Source organism: Paenibacillus soyae (genome assembly GCF_024623455.1).
Taxonomy (GTDB): Bacteria; Bacillota; Bacilli; order Paenibacillales; family Paenibacillaceae; genus Pristimantibacillus; species Pristimantibacillus soyae.
The window spans coordinates 339119-356071 of record NZ_JANIPJ010000003.1 but is presented as its reverse complement, the minus strand read 5'-3'; the positions used below and the strand labels follow the sequence as shown (position 1 = coordinate 356071).

10 protein-coding genes are annotated in these 16953 nt (G+C 52.1%); all 10 read left to right on the top strand.

Annotation, left to right across the window (positions count from 1 at the left end; translation table 11 throughout):
• Positions 1-11: 11 nt before the first annotated feature.
• Positions 12-875, top strand: coding sequence for a metallophosphoesterase (locus NQZ67_RS06740; protein ID WP_257443981.1), 864 nt, complete (start codon positions 12-14; stop codon positions 873-875).
• A gap of 103 nt (positions 876-978) precedes the next feature.
• Complete coding sequence (locus tag NQZ67_RS06735; RefSeq protein ID WP_257443979.1) at positions 979-1254, top strand: hypothetical protein; 276 nt, start codon at positions 979-981, stop codon at positions 1252-1254.
• A 356-nt stretch (positions 1255-1610) separates the two neighbouring features.
• Positions 1611-2615, top strand: coding sequence for a LacI family DNA-binding transcriptional regulator (locus NQZ67_RS06730; protein WP_257443977.1), 1005 nt, complete (start codon positions 1611-1613; stop codon positions 2613-2615).
• Positions 2616-2787: 172 nt separating this feature from the next.
• Complete coding sequence (locus NQZ67_RS06725; protein WP_257443976.1) at positions 2788-3750, top strand: ABC transporter permease; 963 nt, start codon at positions 2788-2790, stop codon at positions 3748-3750.
• 13 nt (positions 3751-3763) lie between these two features.
• Positions 3764-4660 carry a carbohydrate ABC transporter permease gene (locus tag NQZ67_RS06720; RefSeq protein WP_257443974.1) on the top strand — a complete coding sequence of 299 codons (897 nt, stop codon included), beginning with the start codon at positions 3764-3766 and terminating at the stop codon, positions 4658-4660.
• Between the two features lie 94 nt (positions 4661-4754).
• Positions 4755-6386, top strand: coding sequence for an ABC transporter substrate-binding protein (locus NQZ67_RS06715; RefSeq protein WP_257443972.1), 1632 nt, complete (start codon positions 4755-4757; stop codon positions 6384-6386).
• A gap of 38 nt (positions 6387-6424) precedes the next feature.
• Positions 6425-7921, top strand: a complete 1497-nt coding sequence (locus NQZ67_RS06710) for a glycoside hydrolase family 32 protein (protein WP_257443970.1) — start codon at positions 6425-6427, stop codon at positions 7919-7921.
• Positions 7922-7945: 24 nt separating this feature from the next.
• Positions 7946-10207: a LamG-like jellyroll fold domain-containing protein gene (locus tag NQZ67_RS06705; protein ID WP_257443968.1), complete on the top strand. Its 2262-nt coding sequence runs from the start codon at positions 7946-7948 to the stop codon at positions 10205-10207.
• A 67-nt stretch (positions 10208-10274) separates the two neighbouring features.
• Positions 10275-11159, top strand: a complete 885-nt coding sequence (locus NQZ67_RS06700) for an ROK family protein (protein WP_257443966.1) — start codon at positions 10275-10277, stop codon at positions 11157-11159.
• Between the two features lie 220 nt (positions 11160-11379).
• Positions 11380-16914 carry an S-layer homology domain-containing protein gene (locus NQZ67_RS06695; protein WP_257443964.1) on the top strand — a complete coding sequence of 1845 codons (5535 nt, stop codon included), beginning with the start codon at positions 11380-11382 and terminating at the stop codon, positions 16912-16914.
• The last annotated feature ends 39 nt before the right edge of the window (positions 16915-16953 follow it).

The window sequence follows — 16953 nt, the reverse complement described above, 5'->3', positions numbered from 1 at the left end:
GAGGGAGATTTATGGGGAAGAGGAAACGGCGGGGCTGGCTTTATTTTATCGGGGCGGTCGTTGTCATTCTGTTGTTCTTGTATCTGGAAAACAATGCAATCGGAGTGACAACCTATAAGGTGACGTCAGCGAAGCTGCCGAACGGGATTGACGGTTATAGGATCGTGCAGTTGTCCGATTTGCAGAGCAAGGAGTTCGGGCGCGATCAAGAGCCGCTCCTGCGGAAGGTGGAGAAGCTGAAGCCGGACATCATCGTCGTGACGGGGGATTTGTCCGACAGCAACCATTTCAATGCGGAAGCCAGCTATCGGATGATGGAAGGAGCGGCTAAGATCGCCCCGGTATATTTCATAAGAGGCAATCATGAGCACAATACGGTCGGTTACCCTGCGCTCGAAGAGAGGCTGAAGCGGATCGAAGGCATCCATATTTTGCAGAACGAACATGTTATCCTGCCGGCTGGAGACGGCGTTATCCGCTTGGTCGGCGTGGATGATCCGATCTTCAACCAGGAGCGGGACGGGGACGTAGACAAAATGAATGCCCATCTGGACGAGGCTCTTGCCGGCATTGAACATCCGGAGGCATATACGATTCTGCTCTCCCATCGTCCGGAGCTGCTCCGCGTGTACGCGGATTACGGGATGGATCTCAGCTTCGCGGGACACGCGCACGGCGGTCAATTCCGCGTGCCGTTCGTCGGCGGCGTGTATGCGCCGGAGCAAGGCTTTTGGCCGAAATATACGGAAGGCCGCCACCGGATCGGCAGCTCCGAGCTCATCATAAGCAGAGGGCTCGGCAACAGCAGATTTCCTCAGCGAGTGTTCAACCGGCCCGAGATCGTGGTCGCGGAGCTTAGCCGGACGGCTGAGTAAGCCAAAAAAGGCGCATGTACCCGTTGGAAACGCCAATTCGTCCTAGTATCGCTCCGCATACGGTATAGAAACGGGTTGTATCGGAGACAAGGACGGTGATGGTATGTTCGGCTGGTGCGCGCATGTTAAGATCATTAAAAACGAAGGCACGGTCATCATCGGCAACATTAAGCAATACGCCCCGAGCACGAACTCCGTCACGAACGAATCCTCGGGCAGCGAGACGGGGACGGGGGATACGGAAGCGGGCGTCAGCGGCCGTCTCTCCCGGAAGGGGAAGCGAGGACGTGGAAAGGCTTGCCGTCAAGGACGAGGAAAGCGACGGGCTGGCGGGAAGGGCAAGCGAGGGAAGCCGTGGACGGCTTGGACCTGCGGTTGACGCGTTTGAGCTATCATACGAATGGGCAAAAAAAGGGGCCCGCTGCAACGGGCAGCGGGCCAAAGTGTTTATATTATAAAAAAGGGGGTCGAGTTCTATTATAGGCTCCCTACATTAAGGAGCGATGAAAGAAATATTTCAGTTGTATTACAAATTGTTGGATTGATATTCCATAGCTCTAAGCGTCGGAGACCATTTAAGGCAATTAAATGAGAAATCAATGATGGTATGCCGGGAGCGGGATAATGTTGACAAAATGAGCCGGTTCTCATACAGTAAAGCTAAGTAATCGTTTACGCACGCTGTATTAGCGTCTGTAAGCATATTATATAACGTTAGCATAGGTGTGAACTGTTATGAGCGAAAACAAGAACATCAGTATAAAAGACGTAGCCAAGCATGCGAATGTCTCGACCGCAACCGTATCGCATGTCATTAACGGCACCAGGTTTGTATCCGAGGATACGAAACAGAAGGTTATGCGCGCGATGGACGAGCTGAACTACCGGGTCAATGTCGTCGCAAGATCGTTGCGGAGCCGCAAGTCGTATGTCATCGCGTTCCTGGCTCCGATTCTTGCCAGCGAGACGTCGAATCACTTTTTTATGTCTGTCGCGGCCGGCATTCAAAGCGTGTTGAAGCAGAATCAGTACCATCTTATGCTTAGCGACTCGCATGAAGAGGAAGAGTTCGAGAAGGAAGAGATCCGCATGCTCGGCTCCCAAATGATCGACGGTCTCATCATGGCGCCTTCCAGCAGAGAAACGGATTACGAGCAACTATTCGGCGATTATCCTGTCGTTTATGTGGACAGGGTGCCGAATAACAGCGACAGGGACAGCGTCGTCGTTGACAATAGATCCGTGTCCAAGGATGCGGTGGAGATGTTGATTCGCAGAGGTCACAAGCGGATTGCGTACTTATCCGGACCGAATACGCTGACGACGACGGAGGAGCGGTTCGCCGGTTATTTGGAAGCCTTGTCGGAAGCGGGCCTGGCTGAGGATAAGGAGCTCGTCTGCACCGGGGAAGTGTCGCTCGACAGCGGCTATAAGCTGACCGAGTCGCTGCTCGCGCATAAGCCTACTGCTATATTTGCGACGGATAATGTGATGGCAATGGGCGCCATGATGTATATGCAGGAGAACCAAATCAAAGTTCCGGATCAAGTTGCGGTTGTTGCCTACGACGAGTTTCAATGGACGAGGGTAACGACACCGCCGCTAACCGTAATCGAGCAGCCGGCTTTTGACCTTGGCGTGAAGGCAGCCGAGGTCATGCTGGAGCGGATTGACAATGCCGATGCGCCGTTGTCTCAGCATCGGTTGTCCGGAAAACTGATAGTCAGGCAGTCGTGCTGACTATCTTTTTTTCGCTAAAAAACATCTTGACTGACAATTGTGGAAGCGCTTATAATTCATATAAACGATTACGTAATCGTTTTACTGGTGAAACATCAATAAAATTCATAGAGTTTGGGTAAAATGTCAAGGTTACGTAAACGATTACGCAAGTTGGAAGGTGGAATCACACATGGGGGCGTCAGAACGTTACGCGCAAGAGGAGAATAGGGGCGCAAGAGCTGCCGGAAGTAATCGCACTTGGGTGAAGATCCGGCAAAATTACGAGCTATATCTGTTCCTGCTGCCGGCCGTAGCGATTTACTTGGTATTTAAGTATTACCCAATGTACGGGGTGCAGATCGCATTCAAGGATTTCAGGGCAAGCAAAGGCATATGGGGAAGCGAATGGGTTGGCTTCGAGCACTTTATCCGGTTTTTTGAAGCGTATAATTTCTGGCCGATTATGGAGAACACGATTCTTCTCAGCGTGTATTCGCTCGTGTTCAGCTTCCCAATTCCGATCATTGTGGCATTAATGCTGAATCAGATGATGGCGAAGCGGTACAAAAAATTCGTGCAGACGGTTATCTACGCCCCGCACTTTATATCGACAGTCGTGCTGGTCGGTATGCTAGGCGTATTCCTCTCGCCGAATAGCGGCATCGTAAACCATATCATTACTTTTTTCGGCGGTGAACCGGTTCTATTCATGGCAGACGAAGGCTGGTTCCGCCCGCTATACATCTTGTCCGGTATCTGGCAGGAGACGGGCTTCGCCACGATTATCTATCTGGCCGCGCTTGCTGGAGTCAATCCCGAGCTGCATGAGGCGGCCGTCATGGATGGAGCAAGCAAATGGAAGCGCATCAGGCATGTTGATATCCCCGGCATTTTACCGACTATCATTATTTTATTGGTTCTAGCGATGGGCAATGTGATGAGCGTCGGCTTCGAGAAGGCATATCTAATGCAATCGGATCTGAACTACGCGGTATCGAACATTATTCCGACCTATGTCTACGAGCTCGGCATACAGAAGGCGCAATACAGCTTCTCCGCAGCTATTGGATTGTTCAACGCCGTCATTAACGTCGTGCTGCTGGTTACCGTAAACAAGGTTGCCAAGAAGCTGACGGAAACAAGTTTATGGTAAGGGAGTGAAACCGATGAACACGCTGCTATCCCGCAAAACGAAAGGCGACATCCTGTTCGATGTCTTGAATTATTCGTCTCTGACAATCGGCATGCTGCTGATTCTATATCCGCTATATTTCGTGCTCATCGCCTCGTTCAGCGACCCGAATCTTATCTATTCGGGAGCTGTGTGGCTCTTCCCTAAAGGCTTCACGCTGGACGGCTATGAGCGTATATTCGCGGACCGGCAAATCTGGATCGGCTACGGAAACTCGCTGCTCTATGCCATTGTGGGTACCGCTATCAGTGTAACCGTGACGCTTATGGCGGCTTATCCGCTCGCTCGCAAAGATCTCGCCGGCCGAAACGCGGTCATGTGGTTCTTCGTGTTCACGATGTTTTTCAGCGGCGGGCTCATTCCGACTTACCTGCTGGTTAAGGATCTGAACATGATCAATACGATCTGGGCTCTGGTTGTTCCGGGAGCGGGCAGCGTATTCAATATCATCATCGTGCGAACCTTCTTCCAGAGCACGATTCCCGATGAGATGCGCGAAGCCGCCTTCATCGACGGCTGCTCCAATACCCGCTTTTTCCTGATGATGGTGCTGCCGCTGTCGAAGCCGATTATCGCGGTCATGGTGCTGTATCACGCCGTAGGCTTCTGGAACGGATTTTTCGATGCCATGATTTATTTGAACGAGGAGTCGAAATATCCGCTGCAGCTGGTGCTCCGCAATATTTTGGTTCAGAACCAGGTCAACTCCAGCATGATGATCGACGTTGAATCGTACGCCGCGAAGCTTCGGGTAACCGAGCTGATCAAATACGGCGTCATTATTATCGCAAGCTTGCCGCTGCTCATCCTCTATCCGTTCCTGCAGCGTTATTTTGTCAAAGGGGTCATGATTGGCTCTATCAAGGGCTAAGGGTCGTGGTTATCGCCTGGATTCGTCGAAACCGCGGAAGACGAACCTGGATGATGATAGATAGAAACAAGCATATAAAGGGAGGATCATCGCAATGAAAAAGAGAGGTTCTGTTGCAGTCAGCATTCTTCTCGCAACAAGCTTAATGTTGTCCGCATGCAGCGGAGGAAATGAATCGAATACCGGTAACACGCAAGGGAACGCGAATAATGGAGCGACTGAGGACGCTGGGATCCGCAAGGATGGACTGCCGATCGTCGACGAGAAATTGACGCTGACGATTGTATCGCCGAAAGCTCCGCTTGCACCCGAGTATAACGAAATGGAAATCTTCAAGCGCTTGGAAACCGACACGAACATCCATATCGAGTGGAACAACATTCCGGACACCGACTATGCCGAGAAGAAAAATTTGCTGCTTGCCAGCGGCGATTTGCCGGATGCCTTCTATTCCTCGCAATTTTCCGACTATGAATTAATCACGTACGGGCAAGACGGCACCATCATTCCACTTGAGGATTTGATTAACGAATACGCGCCGAATCTGAAAAAGCTGCTTGAGGAACGCCCTGACATCAAAGCGGCGATGACTGCGCCGGACGGCCATATTTACGGCTTGCCTACATGGGAGGAGAACGAGCTCGGCACGAATCCGTTCTTCCATGTGATCAACACGAAATGGCTCGAGAAGCTAGGACTGAAATTCCCGGAAACGCTTGATGAATATACCGAAGCGTTGGTTGCGTTCAAGACGCAGGACCCGAATGGCAATGGTAAAGCTGACGAAATCCCGCTCAGCTTCATGCATATGCAATGGTGTATGGACATCGCAGGCCTGTTCGGCGCCTTCGGCATGCCGGACAATCTCGAGCATCGTATCGTGCGCGACGGCAAAGTTATTTTCACGGCAACCCAGCCGGAATACAAGGAAGCCTTGCAGTATTTCAACGAGAAATGGTATAAGCAAGGGCTGATCGATCCGGAATCGTTCACGCAGGACGCTCCGCAGTACCTTGCAAAAGGCAAGACGCCAGAGTCTACTCTTGGCTCCTATGTCTGGTGGGAAGTCGAGGAAGTTGTTGGAACGGACCGGGCAGCCGACTACGCGCTTGTGCCGCCGCTCACTGGCCCGACAGGCAAGAAAACGATCGGTCGTGGCAACGGCGGAGGACCGGGTAGGAACGCATTTGTCATTACGAGCGAGAACGAGCATCCGGAAGCAACAATGCGCTGGATCGACCAGCAATATGAGCCGTACATGGCTGCACAAATTCATTGGGGTCCGATTGGCATCATCTATGAGAAGGACGCAAACGGCAAGCTGGTAAACCTTCCGCTGGAGGAAGGCGTATCGATGGGCGAATTCCGTCAGAAGGTCGCTCCTAACGGAGCCGGCGTCATCACGGCCGAGCACTTCAAAACGATTGTCGACATGGAGCCGCGCGCGAAGCAGCGGAAGCTGGATCTGGAGAAATACTATGAGCCGTTCATGGAGAAAGAGAATTATCCGACGATCTTCTTCGAGCCAGAGGAATTGGATCAAATCAACCAGATCGAACCAGAACTCATTAAATATGTGAATACACAGCGAGCTAAGTTTATCGTAGAAGGCATGAACGACAAAGCATGGGATACGTATGTGAAAACGGTACAGGACATGGGCCTGGATCAACTGATGGAAATTTATCAGACAGCTCTTGATCGTTACAACGAAGCGCAGAAATAAAAGAATGACGGATTAAGGATTAGAGGAGAGAGAAACCTATGAAGCCTATCACAGAGCATCCTCTGCGACCCCAGTTTCATTTCACCCCGCCTGCCAATTGGATGAACGATCCGAACGGAATGGTCTATTACGAAGGAGAGTACCATTTGTTCTATCAGTATCACCCGGACAGCACGGTTTGGGGACCGATGCATTGGGGACATGCGGTAAGCAGGGATCTTGTTTACTGGGAGCATATGCCGATAGCGCTGTTCCCTGACCAGAACGGTACGATCTTCTCGGGCAGCGCGGTTGTCGATTGGAACGATACAAGCGGTTTCTTCGACGGAGGTCCAGGTCTTGTCGCCATCTATACGCAAATGGAGATGATTGCCGGTACGGATTCGTCCAAGCAACGGCAGAGCATCGCATACAGCAAGGACAACGGGCGCACATGGATTCCCTATGAGGGCAATCCCGTGCTTATCGACGAGCGGTTCCCGGATTTTCGCGATCCGAAAGTGTTCTGGCATGAACAATCCAGCAGTTGGGTCATGGTTCTGGCTGCGGGTGATCGGCTGTTCTTATACCGTTCGCCCGACCTGAAGTCCTGGACGTTCGCAAGCGAGTTCGGGGCGCAGGAAGGATCCCATGACGGAGTATGGGAATGTCCGGATCTGTTCGAGCTGCCGGTCGAAGGTGAGAACGAAGCTTCGCGCTGGGTTATGATCGTAAGCATTGGCGATGCTCCGACTTGTTCGGAGGGCTCCCGTACACAGTATTTTGTCGGTTGCTTTGACGGGACAACGTTTACGAACGAAAATACGCCGAATACAGTGCTCTGGCTGGATCACGGCCGCGACAATTACGCGGGTGTAACCTGGTCCGACGCCCAGGGCAACGACTCGGAGAGGCTGTTTATTGGCTGGATGAACAATTGGAAATACGCCAATCTGATCCCGACCGGGGAATGGCGCGGAGCGATGACTCTTGTGCGCAAACTGTCCTTGAGGAAGGAGCAGCAAGGGGTTCGTCTCATACAAAACGTTGTAGACGGCTACCGGCAGCTCCGGCTGCAAGGTATTGAACGCTCCAACGAGCTGCTGAGCGCGGAAGGCATACAGTTTGCCGGACTTAGCGGGCAGCTGGAGATCGAAGCTGAAATCGAGCTGATGATGGCGGCTGAAATCGGTCTTAGGTTCAAATCAGGAGATAAGGAAACGGTAGTAGGTTTTAACGCGGCATTGGCCGAGCTGTTCATTGACCGCACAATTTCGGGCCATATCGACTTTCATGATGAATTCGCATGCAGGCATTCAGCTCCGCTGAAAGCAAAGGAAGGGCGGATTAAGCTGCGACTATGGCTAGACCGATCATCGATCGAAGTGTTTGCGGATGACGGCGGACTCGTTATGACGGATCAGCTGTTCCCTCTTGATGGTACGGATTGTATCGAGCTGTATGCGATCGGCGGCAAGGCCATGCTGAGGACAATGCGGGTTTATCCGCTCCGGTCGGTCTATGCGGCAGCAACCGTACAAGCGGCAAGCCGCTAGCAAGGATTGGGAGGGATCGCGTTAATGGAGAATAGAGTAGGGTCCGACCGTTTATTGGCACATTGGCGTTTGGACGAATCGGGAGGCAGCGCTGCGCTTGACTCTTCAAGTGGCATACAAGACAAGGTGTCATACTCGCTGCTGAAAGGAAGATTCTCGAATCCTTCCGATCCGGGGTGGCGTCCAGGAATAAGCGGAGGCGCGCTTCTGTTTGACGGGTATTCGACCTGGATTACACGCCAGGCTTCGTTGGCGCCCAGGCTGGATGACGCGTTTACGATTACGGCTTGGGTCGCACCCCGTTCGTATGAGTGGGGGGCAGAAAACAGGCTGTCCGCCATTGTGAATCAACACAACCGGGAGGCTGCGGAAGGCTTCGTATTCGGCTTATTCCGACACGGCGCCTGGTCGCTGCAGCTCGGATCGGGCGGCAGCTGGCATGAGCTTTGGTGCCGGCACAGGCCTCTCGAGAAAGGGAAGTGGTCGCATGTTGCGGCTACTTATTGCAAGAAAGAAGGAGTCATGCGGTTGTATTTGAACGGTGAGCAGACCGCCGAGATGTCTTTACCGGATGATGCGGGTATGACCTTAAGCGGGGAAGATCTGCTGATTGGGAAGAATAACCAATCCACCGTGCTCGCGGAAGCCTTCCGGCACAATATGTTCGACGGCTTAATGGACGATGTGCGCATCTACGGAAGCGCTTTGTCCATTGTCGAGATTGCATCTATCTTCAAGGAGCCGCTGGCTTCACATGGCTTCGCTGTTCCTGCCATACCGTACGAGGTTATCCGGCTGGACCGCACGCCTATGCTGAGCGACCGGCATCGGCCGCAGTATCATGCAAGCCCGCCGGTTCATTGGATGAACGAACCGCATGCTCCCATTTATTTTGAGGGCAAGTACCACCTATTCTACCAGCATAATCCGCAAGGCCCTTATTGGGCGCAAATCCATTGGGGGCATTGGGTGAGCGAAGATATGGTTCATTGGCGGGATCTTCCGATAGCGCTCGCGCCAGAGAAGGGAGCCGTCGATCCCGATGGTGTCTGGTCGGGAAGCGCCTGCCTGGACGAATTCGGCGTGCCGGCGCTCTTCATCACCGCAGGCGATGACAGTGCGTCGCCGAATCAACGTGTCGGGCTTGCGCGCAGCAAGTTCCGGCTGGACGGCGACAGCGATTTGACCTATTGGGAGAAGCATCCGAATCCATTAATCGTTCAAGAGCAGGGACAGGGCAAATTCGGCGACTTCCGCGATCCGTTCGTATGGAAGGAAGACGGTTTGTGGCGCCTGCTTATCGGTTCTGGCACAAGTGATGGACAGAGCGGTACGGCGCTTGCTTATTCATCGGCCGATATGATTCATTGGACGTATCACGGTCCGTTCTATGTGAGCGATCCCGAGCGCTTCCCCTATCTCGGCAACATGTGGGAGCTGCCTGTGCTTCTTCCGCTCGGGAAGGGTGCGGACGGACGGGAGAAGCATCTGTTCCTGATCAGCCCGCTGGGTCCCGGTGCTGACGTTGAAGTGTTCTATTGGATCGGGGAATATAACCGAGAGCAAATGCGCTTTTCCCCCGACCATGAGGAGCCGCAGCTGATCGACGTTGGCGACTTTCACTTTACCGGTCCAAGCGGGATGGTCGATCCCAAGACAGGCCGCAATATCGTCTTTACCATTGCGCAGGGCGAAAGGACGCCGCAGATCGATTACGATTCCGGCTGGGCACATAACGCAGGTTTGCCGGTTAGCGTATTCTTAAGACCGGACGGACGACTCGGCATCGAGCCGATCGGGGAGCTTGCGTCGCTGCGTGGCCGTCAGTTGTGCTCCCTGCGGGATGTGACACTTGAGGAAGCAAATCGTGAGCTGGCGAATCTGCAAGGGGATATGCTCGAGATTCAAGTGGAATTCGAGACGTCTTTAGCGGATTCTATGGTTGGCATATGGATCAGACAGTCGTCCGACCGGGCGGAAGAGACGCTGATCTTCTACGATAAGCTGGCGGCGGAGCTTGGCGTTAACCGCGAGAAGACGACTTTGTCCACTGAAGAACGCACAAGAGGCATTCAATCCGGAAGGCTGGATCTGGACGGCGAAGCGCTCAAGTTCCATATCTATCTGGATAAGTCGCTGGTAGAAGCCTATGTAAGCGGTCTGAAAAGCCTGACGACGAGAGTGTATCCTAGTCGATTGGATGCCACTGGTCTCCAATTGGAAGGAAGCCCTGACACCGTCATCAAGTCGATCGATATTTGGATCATGAACTCGATTTACCAATAGCAAAATCATATTTCAGGCTGTCCTCGCAGGGCAGCCTTCGAATTATAGGAAATAAGGGGATTAAGCAATGAGAATCGGAGCAATCGAGGCAGGCGGCACAAAAATAGTATGCGGCATCGGCAATGAGCACGGCATCATCGAGGACCGAATCAGCTTTCCGACGGAGGAACCTGGGCACGTCATGGAGCAGGTTATCGCTTACTTCAGAGACAAGTCCGTAGAGGCGATCGGCATCGGGACATTCGGCCCGATTGATCTGGATCCTGGAAGCGGGACATACGGCAGCATTACAACGACGCCGAAGCCTGGATGGTCCGGCTTTCCGTTCCTGGATACGCTTAAGAAGGAGTTCAACGTGCCGTTTGGCTGGGATACGGACGTGAATGCGGCGGCATTCGGCGAAGCAAAGTGGGGCGCCGCACGCGGACTGGACAGCTGCGTCTACTTTACCGTCGGTACGGGCATCGGAGTGGGCGTTTATGCTGAAGGGCGGCTTGTGCACGGCATGACGCATCCAGAAGGCGGACATCTGCTGCCAAGGCGCCATCCTGATGATCACTTCGACGGCAATTGCCCTTACCATGGCGATTGTCTGGAAGGGCTAGCAGCAGGTCCTGCCATCGAGCGTCGTTGGGGCAAGAAGGGCGTAGAGCTAGGCAATGATCACCCCGCATGGGCAATCGAGGCGTATTACCTCGGGCAAGCTGTTATGTCGACCATCCTAATGCTGTCTCCTAAGCGAATCATTATGGGCGGAGGCGTCATGCATCAGGAGCAGCTGCTCCCGCTCATTCGTTCGGAGGTTGGCCGCATGCTGAACGGGTACGTTGACTCCGCTGTTCTTCGAAATGGTATGGATGATTACATTATTGCTCCTGGACTCGGCGACAACGCCGGAATATGCGGGGCGCTGGCGCTCGGACTAGTGGCGCTTAAGAGGAGTACATCCTAACAGGATGCAGGCGATATAACCCTGTTACAGCCGCTCATTAATATTAAATATCCAAATCAGTCACAAAAACGCTTCCAACTTAGATATAACGCGCAGATTAGTTTCTTTCTTCTCGTTATAAGTCAAGTTTGGAAGCGTTTCATTTTTGTGACAATTCTAGAAATACGATCGAGGAGGATTGTCAGTGCTTAAAAGCTTTATAAAGAAGAAAAAAGTCGCAATGATCACATCATTTCTACTCGTTTCCCAAATGATCGTTCCCGCCGTTCTCGCAACAAGCGTGTCTGCTGAAGAATTCGCAACGGCTTCGGAATTCGAAATTCAGAATCCAGGCTTTGAGACCGGCGATTTGACAGGGTGGACCGTTGTATCGGGAGGAGCGTTTGGTCCTGATAGCGTGTCGGGCGATACGACCTGGTGGGCGGAACAAATTCCTTACTTCCAGGAAGGCGAATATCACTTAAACGGTTGGAGGTATCCGGAAGCCGAAACAGGAGTTATTCGTTCTTCCATCTTCCAATTAGGCGGGAGCGGCTGGATCAGCTTCAAGCTGGGCGCGGCCAAAAATCCGAGCAAAACCTTCATTAACATCGTAGAGGCGGATACGGGCAAGGTCATTGCCAGGTACGGCAACAGTGAATTTGCGAATATCAACTTCCCTAATCCGGACAACGGCATGCGTCTGGCCAATATGGTGCAGTACAAAGGCGATCTGTCCGATCATCTCGGGAAGCTGCTGTATGTAGAGATCGTCGACCATGCGACGAATGACTGGGGCTTGATCATGGCGGACGCGTTCTTCATGAATCATGAAGCGGAGCCGGCCGAAGGCGTTGCCGCAATCGATATCAAACCGGATTTCGATCGTTACCAAATCGAGAATCCAAGCTTTGAATCCGGGGATTTATCGGGCTGGACGATTGTTGAGGGCGAGGCCTATAACAACGGCAGTGTATCGGATGAAACGACCTTCTGGGACGAAAATATTCCATACAATCAAGAAGGGAATTATCACTTGAACGGCTGGAGAAGTACGGAGGCCGATACCGGCAAGCTTCGTTCTTCCACGTTCGAGCTAGGCGGTACGGGCTGGATCAGCTTTAGGCTCGGCGGCGGCAAGCATACGGATCAAGCGTATATCCAGGTCGTCGATGCGGATACTGGTAAGCTGATTGCCAGATACGGCAATACCGAATTTTCGGAAGCTAATTTCCCGAATCCGGACCTGGGATTGCGTCTAGCGAACATGGAGCAGTATAGGGCTGATTTGTCTAAGCATATAGGCAAGAATCTGTACCTTGAAATCGTCGACAACGCAACATTGGATTGGGGCATGATTTTTGCGGACGCCTTCCACACCTTCCATGAGATTGCACCAGCGGAAGGGATCTATGCAGTCAATATCATGCCTACGGAGATTATCAATCGAGGCTTTGAAACCGGGGATTTGTCAGGCTGGGCAGTAGATGGAACCGGCTTCCAAGTGACGGACGAGGCTCATGAGGCGAAGGAAGGAACGTTCTATGCTGCATCCAGCGCTGAAAGCGAAGGCTCCATCGCATCTAATGTCTTTAAGCTTGAAGGCGCGGGCGTCATCAACTTTACCATTTTGGATATTCATAACCCTGAACAGGCGTATGTCGCGCTATTCGATGCAAACAGCCATATGATGCTCAAGAAGACAGGAGACGTGAGTGAAAATACACAAATTTCTTGGGGCGTTCAAGAGCATTTCGGCAAAGAGGTATACATAAAGGTCATTGACGATTTGAATGAAGCAAGCATTGCCGTCGACGGCTTTCAGGCGCATGCGGACGGAACCATTGCTTCCTTCAGCTTTGATGACGGCAGCGGGAAGACGGCGTTGGAAGGAGTTCGCAATGCCCAGCACGAGGTGCATTACGTGTTTAATGATGCCAGATACATGAACTCGAAGGATCCAAGGTGGACTCCGAACGGGGTGAAAGGCGGCGCCTTGCTGTTCGACGGCTATTCCAATTCTATCGAGATTGATGCCAAGGAGATCGTGCCCGTCAGTGATGCGTTGACTATCGAAGCGTGGGTGGCCCCGCGCAGTTATGAGTGGGGAGACGGCAACAAGCTGTCCGCGATCGTGAATCAATCCGACCCGGATAAAGCCGAAGGCTTTGCCCTTGGCATGTATCGTCACGGCTCATGGTCGATGCAGGTTGGCATCGGCGGGGAGTGGATAGAAGTATGGGTGCACGATCATCCATTGAAGAAATACGAGTGGAATCATGTGGTTGCAACCTTCGATAAAGATGCCGGCATGATTACGTTGTATTTGAACGGAGAGGCAGTAGCTTCGCAAGCGACGCCAGTCCACGTTCCAATCACACCGTCAACGGAAAATCTGTTCATTGGGAAAAACAGTAAACCCGTCGAGTTTGCCGGTTTGTTCTCCTACAATATGTTCAGCGGGCTTATGGATGAAGTGAGCCTGCGCAATGAAGCGCTGACAGCGGATGAGGTGCTTGCGCAATATGAGAGCGTGAAGGCGTTGCACGGCGGAGAAATTCCGAATATCCCGAATGCGGATATTGACGAGGACCCAAGCGTGTTCGACGGCGATCAGCATCGCCCTCAATATCATGCGATCCCGCCGCAAAATTGGATGAACGAGGCTCATGCGCCGATTTATTACAACGGCAAATATCACCTGTTCTATCAGCATAATCCGCAAGGGCCTTACTGGCATCAAATTCACTGGGGCCATTGGGTGAGCGACGATATGGTGCACTGGGAGAATGTAAGGCCTGCTCTTGCACCGGAAGCAGGCACCTTGGATCCTGATGGCATCTGGTCAGGGGGAGCGACACATGACCGAGACGGCAACCCTGTTCTGTTCTATACCGCTGGCAATAACTCCAAGTCGCCAGACCAGAGCACAGCGATCGCGACACCGGCCGACTTAACGGATCCTAATCTGGAGAAATGGGTGAAGCATCCAGAGCCTGTAACGGAACAGAACGGCATCGGCATTCCTAATGAATTCCGGGATCCGTACGTATGGTACGACGAAGAGGTCGATAAGTGGTATCAATTGGTTACTTCCGGACTTCAGGATTATAGCAGCGGTACGGCTTTGGTCTATGTATCCGACGATATGTACAATTGGGAGTACAAGGGGCCTTTATACGTCAGCGACAGAACCGTTTACCCGGAGCTTGGAACGGTATGGGAATTGCCGGTGCTGCTGCCGTTAGGCACAGACAGCGAGGGGAATAAGAAGCATATATTTTTGATCAACCCTCACGAAAAGCCTCATCATGTTCCGCCGTCTAACGATGTGCAGAGAGATGTTGAGGTGTTCTATTGGATCGGTACATGGGATCGCGATAACTTCCGGTTTATTCCGGACCAGGAGGCGCCTTCGAAGCTGGATGTGGGCGATGGCTACTTAACGGCAGAAAGCGGTATGGTCACGCCGGACGGCAGAACGGTCGTCTTCTCCATGGTACAGAACGTCAGAACGCCGCAAGCCGAATTCTTGTCAGGCTGGGCACACAATTTGGCACTGCCGATAGCATTGAGCCTGGACTCGAATGACGAGTTGAAAATAGAACCGATTGAGGAATTGCAAAGCTTGAGAGGAAACAAGGTAGTCGATTTTACGAACAAAAACTTGGCAAGCGCTAATGCTCTTATTCAAAATGTTAAAGGCGATATGCTGGAGATCGTAGTGGATATTGATCCGGGCAGCGCGCAGAAGTTTGGTCTGAAGGTGCGACGCTCCGATAACGGAGAAGAGGAGACGCTTATCTACTACGACAAGTCCAATGAAACCTTTAACGTAGACCGTACGAAGAGCAGCATCGATCCGGATGTCCGCGTGGACGGTATCCAAGGAGGTTATGTCGATCTGGACGGCGAGAACCTGAGGCTCCATATCTATCTGGACCGTTCCGTCGTCGAAGCGTTCGCTAACTACAAGAAGAAATTAACAACACGCGTGTATACGGGCAGATATGACTCGTTAGGTCTGCAAGTCTGGGCCGACGGCGACATTACCGTAAAGTCTATGGAAGTTTGGAACATGAATGCGTTGACGGGAGAGCCGGCCGCACCGGTCTATGTGCCGGAAAACTGGGACAACTCCGTGTACAAGGATATTACCGGATTGCCTAACCATGATTTTGCTACCGGCGATTTAACAGGCTGGATAACGGAAGGAGACGCATTCCAGGATCTTCATGTGACCGATGTCGAGAAATTCTGGGATGAAATTTATTTCAATCCTTCGCAAAAAATTCCGGGCGGCTATCATCTATGGGGTCATAATGAAGCGGCCGGCGGCGACGGCTTAACGGGTACGCTTAGGTCACAAACCTTCGTTCTTGGCGGAAACGGGAGGATCGATTTCCTCGTCAGCGGCGGCCGCGATATCGATCGCTTATACGTTGCTCTCATTAGAGCTTCAAATGGAGAAGAGTTGTTCAAAGCGACTGCAACCAACTACGAGGAGTATCAACGGAAGATATGGGACGCATCGGATTATATCGGCGAAGAGCTGTATATTAAGGTCGTCGACCAATCGACCGGCGGCTTTGGGCATATCAACGTCGATGATTTCCACGTGCCGGTTCGAATTCAACAAAATAGCGGGCCAGTCGTTCCTTCCAATCCGAATGACGATTTGATCTCCAACCCGAAAGCGAACGGACAAGGGAAGATTCCGGTCATAATCGCCAAAGGCGAGAAGAAAGTATTGCTACCTGCGAATGCGGCTGCAATCGATGGCCGGAATAGCCTGAGTATTACGAATGCGGATGAGGGAGTAGAGCTTGAAATTCCGGCCGAGGTTTTAACGGCATTACAGGGGCTTGTCGATGCTGCTGGGCTGGAGCATGCTAGAATTTTATTCGAGATGGATAAGGTTGATTCCGACAGCATTAATGAGCTGCTGGGCAAGGCAAAATCCAAAAGCAATGCGGATGTAAAAACAGCCGGAGATGTTTTTGAATTTCATTTGTCTTTGGTAACAAAGGACGGAAGCATCAGAAAGCTGACGAATTTCCCGAAACCCATACCTATCAAGCTGAGCGTGGGTGATGAAGTAAATCGGGATCTTATCGGTATCTATTACATCGCGGACGACGGTGCTTTGGAATATGTTGGCGGCAAGTACGAGGGTGGAAAGCTTTCCGCAGACTTGAGGCACTTCAGCAAATATGCCGTTCTGGAATATGACAAATCGTTTGAAGATGTTGGCGAACTGTATTGGGCCCACGATGTGATTAAGAATCTGGCTGCAAAGCATATTGTTGCCGGCATCAGCGAAACCGAGTTTGGCCCTTTGAGGGAAGTAACCCGAGCAGAATTTACGGCGTTTATCGCAAGGGCTCTCGAGCTGGAAGCAACAACCGAGCCGGGGTTTAAAGATGTAGATAGTGCCGCGTGGTACGCTGAAGCTATAGCGGCAGCCTTCGAAGCGGGAATCGTAACGGGACAGAGTGCGAATGTGTTTGCTCCGAACGCTGCCATCACTCGTCAAGAAATGGCCGTGATCATCATGAGAGCGTACGGGTATAAGACAGGCAAACCTGTCCCAGCCTCCGTTGATGCTCATTTCACGGATGATGCTAGAATAAGCGACTGGGCTAAAGAAGCAGTGAACGCTGCTGCCGGACTCGGCCTCATCCAAGGTAAAGGCAATAAGCAATTTGTGCCGAAGGGTTATGCCAACCGGGCCGAAAGCGCGCAAGTCATATTTAATCTGCTTACTGTAATCTAGTGTTTCTAATGAAGCCCAAGGCCGTGTCTGTTGTCAACG